Source organism: Rhodococcus sp. NPDC003382 (genome assembly GCF_053589135.1).
Map to the genome: position 1 here is coordinate 97072 of NZ_JBSFRH010000010.1, position 20541 is coordinate 117612.

The 20541-nt window shown below is 69.3% G+C and carries 19 protein-coding genes; 14 read left to right on the top strand and 5 right to left on the bottom strand.

Annotation, left to right across the window (positions count from 1 at the left end; all coding sequences use genetic code 11):
* The first annotated feature begins 4 nt into the window (after window positions 1–4).
* The 6 genes from ACWDUD_RS09765 to ACWDUD_RS09790 are packed head-to-tail and all read left to right on the top strand — an operon-like array spanning window position 5 to window position 7361.
* Window positions 5–946: a shikimate dehydrogenase gene (locus tag ACWDUD_RS09765; RefSeq protein ID WP_450109180.1), complete on the top strand. Its 942-nt coding sequence runs from the start codon at window positions 5–7 to the stop codon at window positions 944–946.
* On the top strand, window positions 943–2892 hold the full coding sequence (locus ACWDUD_RS09770) for an FAD-dependent oxidoreductase (RefSeq protein WP_248675016.1): 1950 nt from the start codon (window positions 943–945) through the stop codon (window positions 2890–2892). The genes ACWDUD_RS09765 and ACWDUD_RS09770 overlap by 4 nt, the downstream gene beginning before the upstream one ends.
* On the top strand, window positions 2889–3734 hold the full coding sequence (locus tag ACWDUD_RS09775) for an aldo/keto reductase (protein ID WP_450109181.1): 846 nt from the start codon (window positions 2889–2891) through the stop codon (window positions 3732–3734). The genes ACWDUD_RS09770 and ACWDUD_RS09775 overlap by 4 nt, the downstream gene beginning before the upstream one ends.
* Window positions 3734–4822: a Gfo/Idh/MocA family protein gene (locus ACWDUD_RS09780; RefSeq protein ID WP_248675014.1), complete on the top strand. Its 1089-nt coding sequence runs from the start codon at window positions 3734–3736 to the stop codon at window positions 4820–4822. The genes ACWDUD_RS09775 and ACWDUD_RS09780 overlap by 1 nt, the downstream gene beginning before the upstream one ends.
* Entirely contained in the window at window positions 4819–6546 is a 1728-nt protein-coding gene (locus tag ACWDUD_RS09785; protein WP_450109182.1) for an FAD-dependent oxidoreductase, read from the top strand. The genes ACWDUD_RS09780 and ACWDUD_RS09785 overlap by 4 nt, the downstream gene beginning before the upstream one ends.
* Complete coding sequence (locus ACWDUD_RS09790) at window positions 6543–7361, top strand: sugar phosphate isomerase/epimerase family protein (RefSeq protein ID WP_248675012.1); 819 nt, start codon at window positions 6543–6545, stop codon at window positions 7359–7361. Before ACWDUD_RS09785 ends, ACWDUD_RS09790 begins: the two co-directional genes overlap by 4 nt.
* Before the next feature lie 186 nt (window positions 7362–7547).
* On the opposite strand, the gene ACWDUD_RS09795 is transcribed toward ACWDUD_RS09790, so the two are convergent.
* Window positions 7548–8807, bottom strand: coding sequence for a GAF domain-containing protein (locus ACWDUD_RS09795; RefSeq protein WP_450109183.1), 1260 nt, complete (start codon window positions 8805–8807; stop codon window positions 7548–7550).
* Between the two features lie 160 nt (window positions 8808–8967).
* Here ACWDUD_RS09795 and ACWDUD_RS09800 point away from each other — a divergent pair, with 160 nt between their 5' ends.
* Entirely contained in the window at window positions 8968–10788 is a 1821-nt protein-coding gene (locus ACWDUD_RS09800; protein ID WP_450109184.1) for an NAD(P)-binding domain-containing protein, read from the top strand.
* 97 nt (window positions 10789–10885) lie between these two features.
* On the opposite strand, the gene ACWDUD_RS09805 is transcribed toward ACWDUD_RS09800, so the two are convergent.
* Window positions 10886–11035 (bottom strand): hypothetical protein, encoded by a 150-nt coding sequence (locus ACWDUD_RS09805; protein WP_450109185.1) that lies wholly within the window; start codon window positions 11033–11035, stop codon window positions 10886–10888.
* Window positions 11036–11211: 176 nt separating this feature from the next.
* On the opposite strand from ACWDUD_RS09805, the gene ACWDUD_RS09810 reads away from it, so the two are divergent.
* Both ACWDUD_RS09810 and ACWDUD_RS09815 read left to right on the top strand, forming a co-directional pair.
* Complete coding sequence (locus tag ACWDUD_RS09810; protein ID WP_450109186.1) at window positions 11212–11919, top strand: GNAT family N-acetyltransferase; 708 nt, start codon at window positions 11212–11214, stop codon at window positions 11917–11919.
* Window positions 11920–11991: 72 nt separating this feature from the next.
* Complete coding sequence (locus ACWDUD_RS09815) at window positions 11992–12375, top strand: VOC family protein (RefSeq protein WP_450109187.1); 384 nt, start codon at window positions 11992–11994, stop codon at window positions 12373–12375.
* Between the two features lie 45 nt (window positions 12376–12420).
* Here the strand turns inward: ACWDUD_RS09815 and ACWDUD_RS09820 are convergent, their stop codons facing one another.
* The gene (locus ACWDUD_RS09820) at window positions 12421–12717 is read right to left on the bottom strand and encodes a hypothetical protein (protein ID WP_197256219.1); all 297 of its coding nucleotides are present in this window, start codon (window positions 12715–12717) and stop codon (window positions 12421–12423) included.
* Between the two features lie 349 nt (window positions 12718–13066).
* Here ACWDUD_RS09820 and ACWDUD_RS09825 point away from each other — a divergent pair, with 349 nt between their 5' ends.
* Both ACWDUD_RS09825 and ACWDUD_RS09830 read left to right on the top strand, forming a co-directional pair.
* Complete coding sequence (locus ACWDUD_RS09825; protein WP_450109188.1) at window positions 13067–14047, top strand: NADP-dependent oxidoreductase; 981 nt, start codon at window positions 13067–13069, stop codon at window positions 14045–14047.
* Window positions 14044–14688 (top strand): TetR/AcrR family transcriptional regulator, encoded by a 645-nt coding sequence (locus ACWDUD_RS09830; protein WP_450109189.1) that lies wholly within the window; start codon window positions 14044–14046, stop codon window positions 14686–14688. The genes ACWDUD_RS09825 and ACWDUD_RS09830 overlap by 4 nt, the downstream gene beginning before the upstream one ends.
* Here the strand turns inward: ACWDUD_RS09830 and ACWDUD_RS09835 are convergent.
* Together ACWDUD_RS09835 and ACWDUD_RS09840 are read right to left on the bottom strand one after the other, a co-directional pair.
* Window positions 14636–16033: a wax ester/triacylglycerol synthase family O-acyltransferase gene (locus ACWDUD_RS09835; protein WP_450109190.1), complete on the bottom strand. Its 1398-nt coding sequence runs from the start codon at window positions 16031–16033 to the stop codon at window positions 14636–14638. The genes ACWDUD_RS09830 and ACWDUD_RS09835 overlap by 53 nt on opposite strands.
* Window positions 16034–16139: 106 nt before the next feature.
* A complete protein-coding gene (locus ACWDUD_RS09840) occupies window positions 16140–17384 on the bottom strand; it encodes a serine hydrolase domain-containing protein (RefSeq protein ID WP_197256229.1) in 1245 nt (414 codons plus the stop codon).
* Window positions 17385–17468: 84 nt separating this feature from the next.
* Between ACWDUD_RS09840 and ACWDUD_RS09845 the strand changes: the two genes are divergently transcribed.
* From ACWDUD_RS09845 to ACWDUD_RS09855, 3 genes are all read left to right on the top strand, one after another.
* On the top strand, window positions 17469–18320 hold the full coding sequence (locus ACWDUD_RS09845) for a universal stress protein (RefSeq protein WP_197256231.1): 852 nt from the start codon (window positions 17469–17471) through the stop codon (window positions 18318–18320).
* A 110-nt stretch (window positions 18321–18430) separates the two neighbouring features.
* Window positions 18431–18994, top strand: a complete 564-nt coding sequence (locus ACWDUD_RS09850; RefSeq protein ID WP_231611488.1) for an LppP/LprE family lipoprotein — start codon at window positions 18431–18433, stop codon at window positions 18992–18994.
* A gap of 80 nt (window positions 18995–19074) precedes the next feature.
* Window positions 19075–20457, top strand: a complete 1383-nt coding sequence (locus tag ACWDUD_RS09855; protein WP_450109191.1) for an NAD(P)-binding protein — start codon at window positions 19075–19077, stop codon at window positions 20455–20457.
* The last annotated feature ends 84 nt before the right edge of the window (window positions 20458–20541 follow it).

Sequence of the window (20541 nt, forward strand, 5' to 3'; positions counted from 1 at the left end):
CCCCATGGAGGAGCACATCGTGTCCACCACTGCTGCGCACCGCATCGGACTCGTCGGTGCCGGTATCGCCTCATCGCTCTCACCCGCACTCCACGAACGCGAAGCCGCCGAACTCGGGCTCACCGGCTACCGTTACGACCTGCTCGACCTCGACACGCGGACCGTGCCGGTCGCGCACACCGCCGAGTTCGTCCGCGCCGCCGTGCGCAAGGGTTACACCGGGCTGAACATCACCCACCCGTGCAAGCAGCTCGTCATCCCGGCCCTCGACGAACTGTCCGACACCGCCCGGCTGCTCGGCGCCGTCAACACCGTCGTCGTCCGCGACGGCCGGCTGATCGGACACAACACCGACCACAGCGGGTTCCTTGCGGCCCTGCAGCGGGGACTTCCCGGTGCCGCGCTGGACTCGGTGCTCCTCGTGGGGGCGGGCGGGGCCGGCTCCGCCGTCGCATACGCGCTCGGCGCAGCGGGCGTGAACGAACTGAGCATCTCGGACGTCGACCCGGCCCGCGCCGCAGATGTCTGCATCCGGGTCGCCGCGGCGTTCCCGGCGGCGTCGGTCACGCCGGTCGCGGCCGCGGACGTCGCCACGGCGCTGCAGACGTGCCATGGGGTGGTGAACGCGACGCCGATCGGTATGACCGGACACCCCGGAACGCCCTTCGACACCGCCGCACTGCGGTCCGGCCAGTGGGTCGTCGACATCGTCTACCGGCCCCTGCGCACCGAACTCGTCTCCGCTGCAACAGCTCTCGGGTGCGAGGTGCTCGACGGCGGGCAGATGCTCGTGGCGCAGGCCGCCGACACGTTCGCGCTGCTCACCGGAGTCACCCCCGACGCAGGCCGTATGCGCCGCCACCTCGGCGCCCTGATCGAACAACGAGACCTCGCCGCCGCCTCGGCCGGTTCGGCCGCAACCCCGACGACCGAGGAGATGCGATGACCACCCCCGCCTTCGCCCGGCCCCTCGACCTCGGGCCGGTCCGGCTACGCAACCGCTTCGTGTCGGCACCGATGGAACGCAACTACTGCGCCCCCGACGGCACCATGACCGACGACTACATCGCCTACCTCGAACGCCGCGCCGCCGGGGGAGCGGCACTGGTTTTCACCGAAGCCAGCTACGTGCGCGCCGACGGCAAGGGACGCATCCGGCAGATGGGTGTCGACGAGGACGACCGCATCCCCGGCATCGCACGGATGGCCGACGCCCTGCACGCCCACGGTGCACTCGCCGGGGTCGAACTCAACCACGGCGGCCGCACCGCACAGGGCGCGGTCAGCGGATTCGTGCCCGTCGCGCCGACGCCGATCCCGTGCACGGTGGTGGGCGGCGAGATGCCCGAACAACTCGACGACGCCGACATCGAGCACATCATCGAATGCTTCGGTGAAGCCGCGGCGCGGTGCGAAAAGGCCGGTGTCGACGTGATTTCGCTGCACGGTGGACACGGCTATCTCATCCACCAGTTCCTCTCGCCCGCCTACAACAAGAGGAACGACAAGTGGGCCGAGCCCACCTTGTTCGTCAACCGCGTCATCGACGCCGTGCGGGCGATGGCTCCGGGGGTGGCCCTGGGGCTGCGCTTCTCCGCATTCGAAGGCGTCGACGGCGGCCTCGACGCGCGGTCCACCCGCGAGCGCATCGACGCGATCGACACCCACCGCCTCGACTTCCTCGACGTGTCGGCGGGCAATTACGAAGCGGGCCAGTGGATCATCCAGCCGGGCGAATGGCCTCGCGGCCTCCTGGCGCCCCACGCCGCGCCGTACACGCGCGATTTCGACATCCCGGTCGGCGTCGCCGGCCGCATCAGCACCCCCGAGGCCGCAGAACACATCATCGCCTCGGGTCAGGCCGATTTCGTGAGCATGGCCCGCACCCTGCACGCCGACCCCGAGTTCCCGAACCGTGCACTCGCCGGCAGCCGGTACCGACCGTGCATCGCCTGCAACTACTGCATCGACAGCCTGGCCGCCGGGCCCGTACCGTGCTCGGTCAACCCGTGGGTGGGTCGTGAACTCGAGCAGCCCACCGAAGCCGCCGGCATCCCGGTCCGGGTTGCGGTGATCGGAGGTGGACCCGCGGGCCTGTCGGCGGCCCGGGAACTCGCGACCGCCGGACACCGCGTGGATCTCTACGACGAACGTGACACGCTCGGAGGCGATTTCGCGCTGGCCTCGGCCCTGCACGAGTACCCGGAGTACCGCCGCATCGTCGACTGGTATCTCGCCGAGCTCGCCGATCTGGACGTAACGTGCCACACCGGTGTCCGCGTCGAGGCGGACACCCTGGCCGCCGAGGACTTCGACGCGATCGTCCTCGCGACCGGCGGCCGCGGTCCCGCGCTGGACGTGCCCGGTCTGGAGACCCGTCGCGTGCGGGATGTGCGCGACTATCTCGCCTCCGGAGATCCGGCACCGGCGTCGATCACCATCTTCGGTGCCGACCGCGAAGCCGCGGCGGTGGCCGACGACCTGCTGCAGAAGGGCACGCAGGTCGTCATGATCGGCCCGCAGGAAACCATCGCCCACGATGTCGGCCGGCGCGCCAAGATCGTGCTGCTGCCGAGGCTGGCCGCGGCCGCGAACTTCACCGCCCACCTGTCGTCGATCGTCACCCGCGTCGAGGCGGACCACGTGGTGATCTCCACGAACGGCACCGAATCCACGGTGTCCGCCCCGGGTGAGCTGCTCGTTTCCCAGGGCATCGAACCCCGCACCGACCTGCTCACCGCGCTGCGCCGGCTCGCCCCGCGCCTCGGCGTCCACAGTGTGGGCGACGCGAGCGGTGACGGCGGATCCATCCACGCCGCCATCGTCACCGCCGCCGACGTCACCGCCCGTATCACCGCATCCGCACGTACCCGAGTCGAGGCCCTCGCATGAAACCCGAAATCGGCACAGCCGCAAAGATCTACGGCACCGACGTGCGCGATGCACTGCCACCGGTCGGCCTGGGTACCTGGCCGCTGGTCGGGCCGGATGCGACCGCCGCCGTGCTCGCCGGCATCGAAGCCGGCTACCGACTGATCGACACCGCCACGATCTACGACAACGAGGACGCCGTCGGTACGGCCCTCACCACGTGCGGTGTGGCCCGTGACGAGCTGTTCGTCACCACGAAACTACGTGGCAGTGACCATGTTTCGGGCGACATCCGCGGCGCCGTCGAACGCAGCCTCGAGCGGTTGGGTCTCGACTACCTCGACCTGTTCCTCATCCACTGGCCGTTGCCGCGCCTCGACCGCTATGTTGCCGCCTTCGAAGGGATCCTCGAGTGCCGCGACGCGGGTCTCGTCCGGTACGCGGGCGTGTCCAACTTCCTCGAACACCACCTGCGCCGGGTCGTTTCCGAAACCGGTGAAGCGCCCGCGGTCAATCAGATTCAAATGGACCCGACACTCGCCCGGGTTCCGGTGCGCCGCGCCGACAACGAACTCGGCGTGTTCACCCAGTCGTGGAGCCCACTCGGGCGGGGTGAGACGCTGCGCTCGCCGGTCGTCACCGCGATCGCCGACCGCCTCGGCATCACGGCAGCCCAGGTGATCCTCGCGTGGCACCGCGCGCACGACGTGGTTCCCATCGCCCGCTCAGCGAACCCGCAGCGACAGGCGGAGAACCTCGCCGCAGCCCACGTGCGGCTCGAACCCGCCGACGTCGCGGCGCTCGACGACCTCGATCGCGGCGAGAGCGCCGCACGCGATGTCGAACGAGAGGAGCACTTCTGATGTCGCTGCGTACAGGCATCGTCGGATGCGGACGTATCGCCGGTAACCATGCCCGGGCCCTGCAGCAGAGTCCCGGCGTCGAGGTGGTGGGTTGCGCCGACGCCGACCCGGATCGGGCCACCGCGTTCGCGCGGCGGCACGGCATCGCCCACGCCGTCGGCTCGGTGGAGAGGTTGTTCGCGCTCGGCCTCGACGCCTGCACCGTGTGCACCCCGCATCCCGTGCACGAGCAGATCGTCGTCGCCGCGGCCGCGGCCGGCATCCATGTGCTGTGCGAGAAGCCGATCGCGGTGGACGTGGCCGCTGCGGACCGCATGATCGCCGCCGCGGACCGCGCCGGCATCACGTTCGGGGTATTGTTCCAACGGCGCTTCTGGCCCGCTGCCCGGCGCATCAAGGCTGCGATCGACGACGGCCGGCTCGGCGTCCCGGTGCTCGGAGAGGTGTCGGTGCTGCTGCACCGTCCGTCGAGCTACTACTCGGCCGATACCTGGCGGGGTCGGTGGGACACCGACGGCGGTGGCGTGCTCATGACGCAGGCCGTGCACCAGATCGACATGCTGCAGTGGTTCATGGGCGAACCCGTCTCGGTGGCCGGCAGCATCGGCACCCGCTTCCACGGCGACCACATCGAAACCGAGGACACCGCCTCGGCGGTGGTCACATTCGCGTCCGGAGGCACCGCCACGATCACCGCCACCACCGGCGTCAACCACAACCTCGGCAACCGCGTCACCGTCATCGGGGCGACCGGAGCCGTCGCGAGCGTGCTGGAATTCCCCGAGGGTCGCGAAGGCGTGAACGAATTGTGGACGCTGCCCGGCGAACTCGTGCTGAACACCCCCTACGACAGCGCCACCCACGCCAACCTCGACGTCGAGGACGTCAACGCCGGCCTCACCGACTTCCACACCCTGCAGGTGCAGGACTTCGCCGAGGCCGTCCGCACCGGCCGCCCACCCGCCGTCACCGGCCGCGACGCCCGCACATCGCTCGCCGTGATCGAAGCCGTCTACGAATCCGCCCGCACCGGCCGGCCGGTCGCGCCGGCCCCCGCACTCGTGTCCACAACCGAGGAGAACCGATGACCCCCGAACCTTCCACCGACGGGAACACCTTCGACGTAGTGGTCGTCGGGTCCGGCGCCGGCGGGCTGTCCACCGCCGTCACGGCCGCGCACGGCGGCGCGTCGGTCCTGGTGGTGGAGAAGGCCGCCGTGTGTGGCGGCGCCACCGCATGGTCCGGCGGCTGGATGTGGACACCGCGCAACCTGTTCGCGCATGCCGACGGCGTCCACGAGGACCGTGCCCTGCCGCGCACCTATCTCGAACACCGGCTGCGCGACAACTTCGACGCCGCCAAGGTCGACGCGCTGCTCGACGGCGCCCCGGAGATGGTCGAGTTCTTCGAGACGCGCACGACCCTGCAGTTCGTGCCCGGCGCCGGCATCGCCGACATCCACGGCGACACCCCCGGTGCCGGCACCGGGCACCGTTCCGTCGCGCCGAAACCGGTGAGCCTGCGCACACTCGGCCCCGACGTCGCGGCGCTGCTGCGTCGGCAGCTGTACGAGACCTCGTTCCTCGGCATGGGGATCATGGCCGGCCCCGACCTGCAGGCCTTCCTGCACTCGACGCGTTCGGCGAAGGCATTCGCGCACTGCGCGCGTCGTGTCACCACGCACATGTTCGACCTCGTCACCAAGCGTCGCGGTCAGCAACTGGTCAACGGCACCGCGCTCGTCGGTCGCCTGTTGCGCTCGGCGCTCGACGCCGGGGTCGAGTTCCGGGTGTCCACCGCGGCCACCGCGCTCACCACCGACGACGGCCGGGTGACCGGAGTCCGCCTTACCGGTCCCGGCGGGCAGTACACCGTCACGGCCCGTCGGGGTGTCGTCCTCGCGACCGGCGGATTCACCCACGACCTCGATCGGCGCAGGGAACTGTTCCCGCGCACACCCACCGGACGCGAGCACTGGACCCTCACCCCGCCGACCACCACCGGTGACGGGATCTCGCTGGGTGAATCGGTCGGTGGGCGCCTGGACCGAACGCTCGCGTCGCCCGTCGCGTACTGCCCCGTCTCCCTGATCCGATACCGCAACGGCAAGCAGGGTGTCTTCCCGCACATCATGGACCGCGCCAAGCCGGGCGCCATCGGTGTGCTGGCCGACGGCCGCCGGTTCGTCAACGAGGCGCTCGGGTACCACGACTACACGCTCGCCATGATCGAGCAGGTCCCGGACGGTGACGAGGTGTGCTCATGGCTGATCGCCGACGCGCGATACATGAAGTACTACCCGCTGGGGATGGCCAAGCCGTTTCCGATCCCCACCTGGCCGTACCTGCGGTCCGGGTACCTCACCCGCGCCGCCACCCTCCGGGAACTCGCCGCGAAGATCGGTGTCGACCCGGACGGACTCGACAAGACCGTCGCCGTGTTCAACGAGAACGCCCGGGCCGGGACAGATCCCGAGTTCGGCCGCGGATCGACCCCGTTCAACGTCCGGTCGGGGGATGTCGGCAACCCGTGGCCCAATCCATCGCTCGCGCCGCTCGAGAAGTGCCCGTTCTACGCGGTGAAGGTGGTCCCCGGCAGCTTCGGCACGTTCGCAGGGCTCGTCACCGACGCGCAGTCCCGCGTGCTCGACTCCGGCGACGCGCCGATCGACGGTCTCTTCGCCGTGGGGGTGGACCAGGCGAGCGTGATGGGCGGTCACTACCCCTCCGGCGGAATCAACCTCGGCCCCGCCATGACCTTCGGCTATCTCACCGGACGCCGACTCGCCTCGACCACAGGATTCTCCCGATGACCGCCCCGCTCGGACTCGCCGCCCTCACCGTCCTGGACATCCCGCCGCTGCAGCATGTCGATCTCGCCGAACGACACGGCTTCGACACCGTCGGTTTGCGGCTGCTGCCCGCCGCGCCCGGTACCACCGCGTACCCACTGCACGAGAATCCCACCGAACTCGATGCTCTCGTACGCCGACTCGCGGACTCGCCAATCGAGGTCTTCGACGTCGAGATCATCCGCATCGCAGAGGGTTTCGACACTTCGGCCTACCGGCCCCTGCTCGAGGCAGGCGCGCGGCTCGGGGCGCGGGCCGTACTGGTCGGCGGCGACGACCCCGACCGTGCACGGTTGACCGACTCGTACGCGCGGCTGGCGCTGGTGTGCGCTGAATACGGCATCGTCGCAAGTCTCGAATTCATGCCTTGGACAGCGGTTCCCGACGCCAAAGCTGCAGTCGACATCGTCTCACAGGCCGACGGACCCGCACGTAGTGTGCTCGTCGACGCCCTGCACACGGACCGGTCGAGCACGACTCTCGACGATCTCGCAGCGATTCCTCGGGAATGGTTGCACTATGTGCAGATATGCGACGGGTCCCTGCCGGCTCCGACAGCCGACGTTGAACTGATCCGGCAGGCACGTGAAGAACGGCTCGTGCCCGGAACAGGCGGGATCGACTTGCGCGGAATCTGTTCTGCGCTACCTGAAGGACTCCCTGTGAGCATCGAGCTACCCAACGAGCCGTTGCGCCGGGCGCTGGGGGACGATGCGTGGCTCGACAAGATCATTTCTGCGACGAGGAGGACCATCGCGCCGATCCAGGCTGTGTAATGCCGAGTGCCGACTTCGAGAGAGAGGGACCTCGCGATTCCCTCACTATCGGTCCTCGTGATCGACACGGGTGCACATCGGGGCCGGCGTGCTGAGCGCCGGCGCGAAGGTGGCGTTATCCATGTGGTCGGCCATTCGGAAAGACCCCATTCTTGTCGGGTCCTCGTGGTCCGATGCAATGGACATTCACGTGGCCAGTGCCCGCACCCCGGGGCTCGTCGACCGGCGCACGAACGCACATTCGGAGAGGCGCTCCGCGCCGGGCGTTTCGACGACGAGATCGACGGACTCCGTCAGCCGGTAGGGCCGGCTGTCCACCACGGTGCCGAGCGCGCGGCGCAACCGCGACACCTCCGCGCGCACCGCGACGGCATGATCGGCGTCGCCGAACAATGCGTGACCGAGATCGGTGACCGTCATGCCCGCGGGGCCGTGGCGGTGCAGCAGTAGCAGGATCTCGGCGTGCCGCACCGTCACGGAACTGTGCCACGAGGAGTCCGCGCCGGTCACCTCCACCGAGGGAGTCGACGAAAGACGAAGTGTCATCGAGATTCTCGACGTCCGCTCGGCAGGGCGGATCAGCCACCCGTGGGAGAGCTGCTCCGGCATGCACAGCCCGAGGCCGGGGACGGTGATCGGCCGGTCGCCCCGCGGGGCGGCGACTCGTCCGGTGGTCGCGACTCCCGAGGCGTGCGCGACCCATCCGTGGTCGTCGACGAGTAGTAACGGTCCACTGACCGACGCGAGCACCGGCGCCGCACGGGTGCGCAGATGGTCGAGGCGTTGCTCGTGCCGCCGCCACAGCTGGGATTCGGCCAGCCGCACCGCGGTGTCGACCAGCGCGCTGATCGCCGGATGCAGCGTCAGCGCCGGGCCGCTGACGTCGACGATGCCGAGCAGCTCACCGCTGATCGGGTCGTGGACGGGTGCCGCCGTGCAGTACCAGGGATGTTGGCTCTGCTCGAAGTGCTCACCCGAAAACAGTTGGACCGGAGCGGCTTCGGCAAGTGCCGTTCCGATCGCGTTGGTGCCCACGGCGGATTCGGTCCACACGGATCCCTCACGGAACCCGAGAGCGTCGGCGCGAGCCCGGATCCGCGCGGAACCGTTGCGCCACAGGATCACTCCGTCGGCGTCTGTCACCACCAGAAGCAGCTGCGACGCATCAGCCACCGGCGCGACGATCTGCGTGAGGTCGCCGATCACGGTGGACAGCGGCGACTGCCGGCGGCGGCGTTCGACCTCCTCGACCGGAAAGGGGATGCGGACGTTGCCGCCGGACGGGTCGAGTCCGGTCTCAAAGACCCGCGACCACGAGCGGGCGACGACCGCGCGGGGACGCATCGCGGGTTTGCCCCCGCCGATCACCGCGTCGTGCATCCGGACGAGGTCGCGTGCGTGACGCGGCAGATCGGTGCCGGGTGCGATCGCGCTGAAACTGCTCACGGTTCCTCTCCGGTCTCCGGGTATCCCCCGGAGCATAGGCGCCGCGTTGTGGTCTGCGCCACAAGCGCGCGTCCGCGCCGTGCAACGTGATGCAACGATTGCAGCAACCCCGTGCTCGGCTGTGTGCTGGATCACAACAACGACCGGAAGGGGATCCGCCATGACCGACATCCTCGAGCAGCCCACCGACCAGGGCCTCGACCCGCAGCGACGCGTCGACCAGTGGCTGCACGATTTCGAGGCCGCGCTCGCCTCCCGCGACGTCGACGCCGCAGCGGGCATGTTCGCCACCGACAGCTTCTGGCGCGACCTGGTCGCCTTCACCTGGAACCTCAAGACGGTCGAGGGCCGCGACGGTGTCGCGAACATGCTGCACGAGCGGCTCGACGACACCGACCCACGCGGCTTCCGCACCACCGAGCCACCCACCGAGGAGGACGGTGTCGTCAGCGCGTGGATCGCGTTCGAGACTGCGACCGGCCGCGGAGAAGGACACCTGCGCCTCGTCGAGGAGGGCGCGTGGACGCTGCTCACCACCCTGCAGGAGCTGACCGGACACGAGGAGGGCAAGGGCGTGCGGCGCCCGCGCGGCACCACCCACGGTGCCGACCGGAACCGGGTGACCTGGTCCGAGCAGCGCGAGGCTGAGGAACGCGAACTCGGGTACACCCGCCAGCCGTACGTCGTGATCGTCGGCGGTGGTCAGGGCGGGATCGCGCTCGGCGCCCGCATGCGGCAGCTCGGCGTGCCCACCCTGGTGCTGGACAAGCACGACCGGCCCGGCGACCAGTGGCGCGGCCGGTACAAGTCGCTGTGCCTGCACGACCCGGTCTGGTACGACCACCTGCCGTACCTGCCGTTCCCCGACAACTGGCCGGTGTTCGCGCCGAAGGACAAGATCGGCGACTGGCTCGAGATGTACACCCGGGTCATGGAGGTGCCCTACTGGTCGAAGACGACGTGCACGTCGGCGTCCTACGACGAGGCGACGGGTGAGTGGACCGTCCACGTCGAACGCGACGGGCAGCCGCTGGTGCTGCGTCCGAAGCAGCTCGTGATCGCCACCGGGATGTCCGGCAAGCCCAACATCCCGTCGTTCCCGGGCATGGACCGGTTCCAGGGTGAACAGCACCATTCGAGTCAGCATCCGGGACCAGACGCTTACGCGGGCAAGAAAGCCGTCGTGATCGGCGCGAACAACTCCGCGCACGACATCTGCGGTGCGCTGTGGGAGGTCGGGGCGGACGTGACGATGGTGCAGCGGTCGTCCACGCACATCGTCAAGTCCGAATCGCTCATGGAGCTCGGCCTCGGCGACCTCTACTCGGAGCGGGCCCTCGCCGCCGGGGTGACCACCCACAAGGCCGACCTGAAGTTCGCGTCGCTGCCGTACCGGATCATGCACGAGTTCCAGATCCCCGTCTACGACAAGATCCGGGAACGCGACGCCGACTTCTACGACCGGCTCGAAAAGGCCGGGTTCCGGCACGACTGGGGCGACGACGGCTCCGGCCTGTTCATGAAGTACCTGCGCCGGGCATCGGGCTACTACATCGACGTCGGTGCATCCGAACTGGTCGCGAACGGCGACATCAAACTCGCCCACGGCAACGTGCGGGAGCTGACCGAACACAGCGTGATCCTCGAGGACGGCACCGAACTCGAAGCCGACCTCGTCGTCTACGCCACCGGCTACGGGTCCATGAACGGCTGGGTCGCCGATCTGATCGGTCAGGACGTCGCGGACAAGGTCGGCAAGTGCTGGGGTCTCGGCTCGGACACCACCAAGGATCCGGGACCGTGGGAAGGCGAGCAGCGCAACATGTGGAAGCCGACCCAGCAGGAGGGGCTGTGGTTCCACGGCGGCAACCTGCACCAGTCCCGCCACTACTCGCTGTATCTCGCGCTGCAGCTCAAGGCCCGGTACGAGGGCATCCCGACACCGGTGTTCGGGCTGCAGGAGGTGCACCACCTCAGCTGACCCCTCGCCCTCGTGCGCGGTTTCGGTAGCCCCCGCTACCGAAACCGCGCACGAGCGGTAGGGCCGACGCGAGGATCGCCGACCGCGCGCGGATGACCTAACCGGTCGGCCGGAAACGCGGACCGGTGTCGGTGGTGCCGGGGTGCCGATGCGCGTTGCGTGCCCGCGCCATCCGCCATTGCAGAACGGCCACCGTCGCCAGCGCGAACAACAGCAGCAGCACGAGTTGGACGACGTTGGCGTTCATCGCAACCTCCTGCGCTACCGGGCTTCTGCTCGGCTCACGTACCCACCGCGGCACCGGTTGAAACACCTCGGTGGTGTGCCTTTGTGGCGGTGGGGGGCGCCATTAGGGCACACAGGCGCGTCAGCGCACCGGTAGGCTCCGCTCCGGGGACCCGCGCACCCGGCGAAGGAGTGACTGTGGAACTCGACGTCCGCGACTCCGGAGATCTTCCGGCATCGAAGATCGAGGAGTTCTACGATTCGGTGCTCGCGCCGTCGTTCGCCGACTCCGAACTGATCCCGCGCGCCGAGTTCCTTGCCGACCTGAACGATCCCGGTGGTGACACCGTTGCCTCCGTGGCATTCGACGACGCCGGAGAGATCCTCGGTGGCGCTGTAGGTCAATGGTTTCCGCAAAGCCGGGTCATGCTGACCGCGTACCTGGCGATCCGGCCGGGGCGGCGGGGCGGCGGAATCGGAGGCAGGATCCTGCGGGCGGTGCTCGCGGACTGGCAGCGACGCGTCGATCCACTGTTGATCCTGGGGGAGGTCGAGGACCCGCGACACCACACCGACATCGGCTTCGGTGACCCCGAGAGGCGCCTGAAGTTCTACGCGGCCGCCGGCGCCGAGATCATCCCGGTTCCGTACTTCCAGCCGGCAATCCAGGCCGGCGGTGAGCGTGTCCTGCACCTGTTCCTCATGACGTTCGCGGTTTCCGACGAATGCCGCCGCGGCGAACGCAGCATCGACGCCTCGCCGGTCCGCGCATTTCTCGAGGCGAATCTCGCCGGGAACGAGGGGGGCGTCGACCGGGACGACCCCGCCACCGCGGCGTTGTTCGACGCCGTGACGGGAGCGACGGTCGAGCTCGTCGACCCCGCCGGTCTCCACGGTGACCGGTGACGAACCGCAACCGTTCGTCCTACCGTGGAACGAGCCGCACCTCCGGCGGCCCACAAGAAGGAGGCACCAGCCATGTCCGGCAAAGTTGTGCACTTCGAGATCCCGTTCGACGACGGTGACCGCGCCCGCAGCTTCTATCGGGAAGCATTCGGGTGGCAGATCAGCGAGATGCCCGAGTTGGACTACACGATCGTCGTCACCGGTCCGACCGACGAAACCGGAATGTCGTCCGAACCCGGCTACATCGGCGGCGGCATGATGCAGCGAGGGGAAGCCGCTGCACCGGTCGTCACCATCGACGTCGACAACATCGACCAGGCACTCGAAAAGATCGAATCACTGGGCGGGAAGACCGTCTCGCCCCGTACACCCGTGGGCACGATGGGTTTCGCGGCGTACTTCAAGGACTCCGAGGGCAACCTCATGGGGCTTTGGGAGACCGCGCGCGAGAACTGATACCCGCGTGCCTGCACGCCGACGTTCGCCGGACGAGGCTGCCGGTCAGGCGGTCGCGTCCGCGACGTCGCCGCGAGCGAAGAGCTGAACGAGTGCGTCCCCGGCGCGCATGCAGGGGATCGACGACGCGGTCACGGCGCGCAGGGTCGACGCCTCCGTGGGGGTGCAGACGCCCCCCAGCACGTCGTCGGTCGCGATCGCGCACGTGATCAGATCCGGCGTGAACCGCCGGGTGGTCTCCCACCCCTGCTGCGAGGCCAGATCTCGCACGGACGTCCACTGGGAGATCTCGGCCTCGTCGGGATGACCGACGAACAACAGGCGCCTCTGGGTTGTAGTCACTGGGAACCCCCTGCCAACTCTGCGTGTGACCTCTCTATCGTGTGACGCTATCGCCCTTGTTACACGGAAGTGAGGTACGACACACCCGCTGTCGCGTTTCACAGGTCGGGCGAGCGGATCGGCAGGCGAGCGCCGGTGGCGCACCCCGGACCGCCGCGGTCCGGTGGCCGGTCCTGCCGATAGGGGGGTTCGACTGTGGGCTGTCACGAGGGCGCGGCGGGCCTCCACGTCGGCCGATATAAAGAGACAGATCTGTCTCTATTCGAATTCTCGGGAGGATGCGGATGTCCGGACGAGTTGGTGACGCGGCCTCGGCGACCGGGGTCGCCGCCGAACCGGTCGGGGCATCGTGATCGTCGGTGCCCGCGGTCCGGCGACCGCGACGATGCGCGCCGCGCGACACGAGACCTGGGGATCACCGCTCGAGGTGGTCGAAGTACCCCGCCCCGAACCCGCCGCCGGCGAGGTGCGGGTCGCGATGGCGGCCACCGGCGTGAACCCGATCGACATCTACACCGGGAAACACGCGGGGTACGAGCAGTCCATGCGGCTTCCGTTCGTCCCCGGCTGGGATGTCGCCGGCACCGTCGACGCCGTCGGGTACGGCGTGACCCGGCATCGCGTCGGAGACCGCGTCTTCGGCCTGGCGCTGTTCCCGCACCCCGCCGGCACCTATGCGGAGTTCGTCACCGTTCCGGCGCATCAACTGGTGCGGATCCCTTCCACGATGACCTTCGCGGAGGCGGGCTCCGCACCGATGGCAGCGTTGACCGCCTGGCAGATGCTCGACGCAGCAGGCGTGGTCGCCGGTCATCGCGTGCTCGTGGACGGAGCCTCTGGCGGCGTGGGTCACCTGGCGGTCCAGATCGCGGCGGTCAGGGGAGCGACCGTCGTCGCACTGGCGAGGCCGGATCACCACGACACGCTGCATGCGCTCGGCGCGGAAACCTGCGTGGACTACGAGGATCCGGGTGCGCTGCGGGAGATCGCCCCGGTCGATGCCTTCCTCGACTACGTCGGGCACGAGTTCGGGAGAAGCCTGCTCGACCGGGTGAAACCGGGCGGCACCGCGGCGTTGGCGACCGCGTGGTCGATTCCGGCCTATCCGGAGGATGCCGAGCGCCTGGGGATTCATGTCCGATCCTGCCTGGTCGAACCCGATCCGGCGGCGCTCGGCGAGTTCGCCGCACTCGTGGACCGCGGTGCCGTTCGCGTCGTGGTCGGCGCCGAATTCGATCTCGACCACGCCGCCGACGCGCAACAGGCCGCCGTGCGGCGCGGTGGCTTCGGCAAGACGGTCATCGCGACGGCCCGGCGGGAGCCGGTGTGAGCGACAGGCCCCGGCAGCTGCGCGGAACCGCTGTCCGCGACCGGTTGGTCGACGTCGCCACGGAACTCTTCTACGTCAACGGTGTCAGGGCGGTCGGCATCGACGAGGTGCTCCGACGATCCGGGATCTCGAAAGCCAGTCTGTACAGATGGTTTCCGAGCAAGGACGACCTGATCGTGGCAGTGTTGCAGCGTCGGAACGACATGTTCTGGCGGAAATGGGATGCAGTGGCCCGCGAGAACCCGGATGCTCGGGACGAACTGGTCGCGCAGGCGACGTGGATGCGGGACCTCGCGACCTCGGAGGGATATCGCGGCTGCGTATTCGTCAACACCGCAGCGGAATTCGATTCCGATCACGTCCGCATCCGGGACAGGTGCCTCGACCACGAAGAGGAGCTCCACCGCCGGCTGCGCGGACTCACCGCGCGCCTGGATGTGGTGGACGGCGACCTGCTCGCGGACCGGCTCCACGTCGCGATCGTCGGAGCGTTCGCCGTCGGCGGGGTGTACCCGGCCGGCGGACCCGCCGATGGGCTCCCCGACCTGGTGGACGTCCTCGTCTCCGCTGCGGTCCCGGTTGGTTCGCCTACCGTTCGATCCCTACCGCCGCTTCGAGATCCGACAGCGCCCGTTCCGTGAGCGGGATGAGCGTCTCGATGTCGGGAAGTTGTTCTCGCCCCGCGACGTACCCGATGTCGAGCTTGTCGTCGTACGAGCACACCGTGATGTTGAGGGCGAGACCGTCGTACACCGTGGAGACCGGGTAGATCGCCTCGAGGTGGGCGCCGTTCCAGTACCGGTCGGTGGGCGGACCCGGCACGTTCGACAACGCCAGGTTGAACGCCGGCCGCGGAGTCGGCGCGAACGGAATCTGGGGGAGCAGCACCGTCGGCGCGATGGCGGGCAGGGCCACGGCCAGCGACGCTCCCGACCCGAGCTCGGCGACCTGCTCTTTCGCCTCCGACATGGACCGATGAACGGTGGCGAGCCGCTGCGCCGGATCGTCCAGTTCGGTGCCGAGCGTGCACAGCGCGACACCGAACGCATTGGCGGCGGCGTCGTCCGCGGCGGCGTCGCGGGGCCGGACCGTGATCGGGCAGATCGCGACCAGGGATTCGTCGGGAAGTTCGTCGTGGGCGAGCAGCCAGTACCGCAGCACACCGGCGACGACGGCGGTCAGGACGTCGTTGGTGGTGGTGCCCGTTTCCTGGGCGACCGCGCGGACGCGGGCACGGGAGATCTCGGCCCCGGCGACGGAGCGTGCGGGCGCGAGCCTGCCGTTGAACCTGGTGTCGGGCGCCGAGAACGGCAGGGTCGCGCTGCCTCCGGTCAACGCCTTGAAGACGTTCAGGAATCCACCCTTGCCGAGCCGCACCGCGAAGTCCGCGCCTGCCGCCGCGGCCTCGACCGTCGAGCGGGCCAGTGCGAGCGGTCCCGGGAACCGGGTGCCGGCACTCGAATCCCGTTCCCGGGAGGGCGCGGTGAACAACTGCATGCCACGGCGGTCCGGATCGTCGCACACCCAGGACTCGATCATCCGGATGCCGCCGATGCCGTCGACCACCGAATGGTGCACCTTGACGAGCAATCCGATCCGATCGCCGTCGAAACCGTCGATCACGTGCACCTGCCACATGGGCCGCGACCGATCGAGCGGCTCGGCGTGCACGTCACCGACGAACGACCACAGTGCCTCCCGGCCCGAACCGGCCGGCAGCGTCCTCCGGAACACGTGCTCGCTCATGTCCGGGTCGGCGTCGCGCCAGGTCCACGCCCCGCCCGTGTCGACGCCGCGGTGCGGACGACGGCGCAGCCGCGGGTCGAGGAGGTCCGCGTCGACACGGCACGCGCGGTGGATCTCGTCGACGAAGGCAGACCCGGCACCCTCGGGCGGTGCCAGGACGATCAGCGCAGAAATGTGCATCGGATTCGACAGCTCCTCGGCCGTCATCATCAAGGCACCCATCGCGTCCATTGCCGCCATCGCACTACCTCCCCCGCCTGTGGCCCCGTGTCAGGACTCCCCGCCGCAGCTTCGCACGTCGGCAACCGAACGGCTCGCTGCGCAGGCGGTGTGTCGCACGCGCCGCCTACCCGGGCGGCGCCGGTGGGGCGTGGTCCGGCGCGATCTGTGCACCGATCTCCCGGAACAGGGCCTGGGCCTGATTCGAGTATGCGCCGGTGTCGGCGAACGCTTCCGGACCGTAGGTCGCCGCGACCGCGATCGCGATCTTCCGGTCCGGCAGATACGCCTCGACCGCCGAGTACCCGGCGAACAGCGGGTTCTGCAGCAGCCAGTCGCCGGAGATCACGACGCCCAGCCCGTACGTGTAGCCCTCGGTCTGTTCGGCGCACGTCGCGCAGCCGGGTTGTGCGTGTGTCCTGCCGCGCAGATCGGTCGAGACCATCGCTCGGTGCGACTCGGGGGAGAGCAACCGGCCGGTGCCCACCGCGACCGCGGTGTCGTGGAGGTCGTAGATGTTGCTGGTCTGGACGGCGCCGTTCGTGATCGTCCACGACGGATCCCAGAAGCTGGTCTCCTCGTAGAACGGAGTGGTGGGAGGAATACCCAGGAACTGGCGGCGCTCCGAACTGAACGCGTGCAGCACGGGATCCGGGATCGCCGGGGTCTGCGTCGCCTGGGTGTCGTCGAGTTGCAGTGGGTCCAGGATCCGTTCCTGCACAAGCGTTTCGACGGTCTTACCGGTGATCTTCTCGAGAGCCAGGCCGAGGATCACGTAGTTGGTGTGCGCGTAGTTCCAGTTGGTGCCGGGCTCGTACAGCAACGGTTTCGACGTCGCATACGAGAGAAGCTCCTCGGGTGTCCACGACCGGAACGGATCGGCGTAGATCGCGTTCGCGAACTCGTCGTTGCCGATGACGTAATCCGGGTAGCCCGAGGTCATCTGCGCGAGCTGGCCGAGCGTGACGCGGTCGGTGTGCGGGATGTCCGGCAGCCACCGGGACACCCGGTCGTCGAGCGTCACCGTGCCCTCGTCGACCAGCTGCAGCAGCACCGTCGAGATGTACGAGATCGCGACGGCGCCGTTGCGGAAGTGCATGTCCGGGGTCGCGGGCACCCCGGTCATCGACTCGCCGACCGCGCGCGTGACGATCTCCTCGCCGTCCTCGGTGACCCGGACGATCACCGCCCGCAGGTGACGGTCCGCCATCGCCTGCTCGACGATCCGCATGATCGCGTCGGCCTGCGCGGGGTCGGCGCTCTCGACGCCGGCGGGTGTCCGCGCCGTGTCCTGCAACCCGTTCGACGACGAACACGCAGCCAGTATCCCGAACGCGCAGAACAGCGCGAGAACCCTCCACCCGATCGACATATCGGCAGTCTGTCAGGTCCGCCGCGACACTGCCGGTATTCTCGTCCCGTCGAACCTTCCGGGAACCGTGAACGGGCGGTGCACATGGCCGAAAACGGCGTGATGGTGGTCGGAGTCGACGGATCGCGGTCCGCCACCGATGCCGCGAAATGGGCGGCGGCGGTCGCGGCGCGTCGGCGATGCGGACTCCACGTCGTGTACGTCCTGCCGGAGCGGCGCCGCCCGAGTACCGCGCCCGAGGTGGGTGGCCGGGAACCGTTGGCCGAGGAGCAATATCGCGCAGCGGAAGCGATCGTCACCGACGTCGTCACCGTCGTGCGCGCGTATTTTCCGCGGCTGGAGGTCGAGGGCCGGGTCGAATCCGGGCCGGTCACCACGGCACTGGCCGCCGCGAGCGCAGGCGCCCACCTGGTCGTGCTGGGGCACAGCGGAAGCGGCAGCGGCGCACTCGAAGCACTGCTGCGCCGGTCCACGGCGCAGGACCTGGTGCGACGTGCCTCCTGCCCGGTCGCGAGCTGGCGGGGACAGCCGGGCCGCCTTCCCGACGACGAGCGTCCGGTCGTCGTCGGTATCGAACCGGGACCGCGCGGCGCGAGCGTCGCGCTGGTGGCGTTCGAGCTGGCCGCACTGTTCGGGACCTCCGTGGTGGCGGTACACGCGTGGTTCTCGCTGCCGGGGGTGACCGAGCCGTCCCGCGGCGTGCCGCCGGAGGCCCTGGCCGCTGCCCGGGAGCGGTTTCCGCAGGTGCCCGTCGTCGAAGTGTCCGTCGAGGGCGATCCGGCCGACGCGCTGCTCGGGCACGCCGCCGATGCCCAGCTGATCTGCGTCGGCAGTCACGGCCGCGGCCGGTTCGCCGGCGCGGTGATCGGGTCGGTCGGCCGCGATGTGCTGCAGCGCAGCGGATGTCCCGTGGTGATCTGTCCGCCCGCGAGATAGGAATCCCGGCCGCGGATCCGGGTGCGGGCCGCGGTGTTACGAAATCCCGTCGGGGTTCGATACCCGCTCTGTGCTCGACACGCGAGCGCATCCGACGAAGGGATGGGGAATTGAGGGGGAAGACCACGGCCGCGTTGCTCAGCAGCGCGGCCGCGATCGTGGTGGCCTGCACTGCGGTGGGGAATGCGCAGGCTGCCGTTCCGGCGCGGGACGCGTTCCCGGCGCCGCTGTTCCGCGAGGACGCGTCGTGCGACGCGCAGATCGATCTCGCGGCACCCGAGGTGTTCGCGGCGATCGACGAGATGCCTGCGCCGCAGCAGATTCCGGACGCGACCTGGCTCTACGCGTACAACGGCAACTACAACCGCTGCACCGACCTGAGTTACGCGCAGGTCGGGATCGTCGACGCCACCGGCTGGTCGCCGACGCATCTGCTGTTGTTCCACCGCGGTAGCTATCTGGGCACGGCGACCGGATGCGCGCTGCACCCGACGGTCGTGGCGGAGACGGCCGACTCGATCCACGTCGAATACCACTACCCGCGGGAAGGGGAGATCCACGCTGCCGCGACCGGCTTCGCGGCGCAGACCTTCCGCTGGTGGGAAGGGGACGTGATCACGGAGGGCGGTCTGCCCCACGACTACCTCGCGATGAACTTCTGCGACGTGTGGTGACCGGCGCGCTCCCGGGCCCGTTCTCGTGACAGGCCCGGGAGCGCGTGCGATCGTGGGAGAGCACGGAGAGCGGGACGAACATGGTCACCCACACCCTCGACACCGATTACCTGGTGGTGGGCGCCGGCGCCGCCGGGATGGCGTTCACCGATGCGCTGATCGCCGATTCCGACGCCGACGTCGTGATGGTCGACCGCCGGCACGCGCCGGGCGGGCACTGGAACGATGCCTACCCGTTCGTGAGGCTGCACCAGCCGTCGGCCTACTACGGGGTGAACTCGCTGCCGCTCGGCGCCGACACCATCGATCGGACCGGGCCGAACGCCGGCATGTACGAGCAGGCCGGGGCCGCCGAGATCTGCGGATACTACGACCGGGTCATGCGCACGTCGTTGCTCGATTCCGGTGCGGTCCGGTACTTCCCGATGTGCGAATACGTCGGTGGGGAGCGCTACGTCTCGCGCCTGTCCGGCGAGTGCTTCGAGGTGAAGGTCCGGGAGGCGGTGGTCGACGCCACCTATCTCGAACCGGCGGTCCCGGCGACCACTGCGCCGCCGTTCGCCGTCGCCCCGGACGCCCGGTGCATTCCCGTCGGCGAGTTGCCGCACGTGGCGACCCCGGCCGAATGCTACGTCGTGATCGGTGCCGGCAAGACCGCGATCGACGCGTGCCTGTGGCTGCTGCAGACCGGTGTCGACCCGGACGCGATCCGGTGGATCAAGCCGCGGGAGGCGTGGCTGCGGAACCGGTTCTTCGCGCAGGGCGGCGAACTGGTGGACGATCTGATCGAAGGCATCGCGCGGCAACTGGAATCGGCGGCGCACGCGACCTCGCCGGACGACCTGTTCGCCCGGCTCGAGGCGAGCGAACAGCTGTTCCGGGTCGACGACCGCGTCACGCCCTCGATGTACAAGGCGCCGACGATGAGCACCGCCGAGCTGAAGATGCTGCGGCAGATCCGGGATGTGGTGCGGCTCGGGCATGTACGACGCCTCGACGGCTGGGAGATCCACCTCGACGGCGGCACGGTCGCGACCGTGCCGGACGCGGTGCACGTGCACTGCGCCGCCCGCGGCCTGAATCCGGCACCGGCCGTGCCGATCTTCGCGCCCGGCCGGATCACGCTGCAGCCCGTCCGGTCGGGGCTCGTCCCGTTCAACGCCGCGATGGTCGGGTTCGTGGAGTCGACCGGCCGTCCCCTCGACGAGAAGAACCGGTTGTGCCCGACGAACCGGTTGCCCGACGTTCCGCTCGACTGGGCGCGGGGTCTGCTCGTCGAGATGTCCGCCGACCGGATGTGGTCGAAGGAACCGGACGTCGCGGAGTGGCTCGAACGCGCCCGTCTCAACACGGCCCGAGGGCTGCGGCAGCATTTCGACCGGCCGAAGGTGCAGGACGCGATGGCCCGGTACCTCGCGAACGTCCGTCCCGCGCTCGCGACACTGCGCGCGATGGTCCCGTAGAACGAGCCGCGGTTTGCGATGATCGACGGGCTCGGACGGGACGGTCCCGGCGGGCAGACCGGCCCGACCCACAGCAGGAGAACG

Bases quoted from the DNA above. Each gene is read 5' to 3' on its own strand.
- ACWDUD_RS09765 (WP_450109180.1), top strand. From the start codon at position 5: ATGGAGGAGCACATCGTGTCCACCACTGCTGCGCACCGCATCGGACTC.
- ACWDUD_RS09770 (WP_248675016.1), top strand. From the start codon at position 943: ATGACCACCCCCGCCTTCGCCCGGCCCCTCGACCTCGGGCCGGTCCGG.
- ACWDUD_RS09775 (WP_450109181.1), top strand. From the start codon at position 2,889: ATGAAACCCGAAATCGGCACAGCCGCAAAGATCTACGGCACCGACGTG.
- ACWDUD_RS09780 (WP_248675014.1), top strand. From the start codon at position 3,734: ATGTCGCTGCGTACAGGCATCGTCGGATGCGGACGTATCGCCGGTAAC.
- ACWDUD_RS09785 (WP_450109182.1), top strand. From the start codon at position 4,819: ATGACCCCCGAACCTTCCACCGACGGGAACACCTTCGACGTAGTGGTC.
- ACWDUD_RS09790 (WP_248675012.1), top strand. From the start codon at position 6,543: ATGACCGCCCCGCTCGGACTCGCCGCCCTCACCGTCCTGGACATCCCG.
- ACWDUD_RS09800 (WP_450109184.1), top strand. From the start codon at position 8,968: ATGACCGACATCCTCGAGCAGCCCACCGACCAGGGCCTCGACCCGCAG.
- ACWDUD_RS09805 (WP_450109185.1), bottom strand. From the start codon at position 11,035: ATGAACGCCAACGTCGTCCAACTCGTGCTGCTGCTGTTGTTCGCGCTG.
- ACWDUD_RS09815 (WP_450109187.1), top strand. From the start codon at position 11,992: ATGTCCGGCAAAGTTGTGCACTTCGAGATCCCGTTCGACGACGGTGAC.
- ACWDUD_RS09835 (WP_450109190.1), bottom strand. From the start codon at position 16,033: ATGGCGGCAATGGACGCGATGGGTGCCTTGATGATGACGGCCGAGGAG.
- ACWDUD_RS09840 (WP_197256229.1), bottom strand. From the start codon at position 17,384: ATGTCGATCGGGTGGAGGGTTCTCGCGCTGTTCTGCGCGTTCGGGATA.
- ACWDUD_RS09845 (WP_197256231.1), top strand. From the start codon at position 17,469: ATGGCCGAAAACGGCGTGATGGTGGTCGGAGTCGACGGATCGCGGTCC.
- ACWDUD_RS09855 (WP_450109191.1), top strand. From the start codon at position 19,075: ATGGTCACCCACACCCTCGACACCGATTACCTGGTGGTGGGCGCCGGC.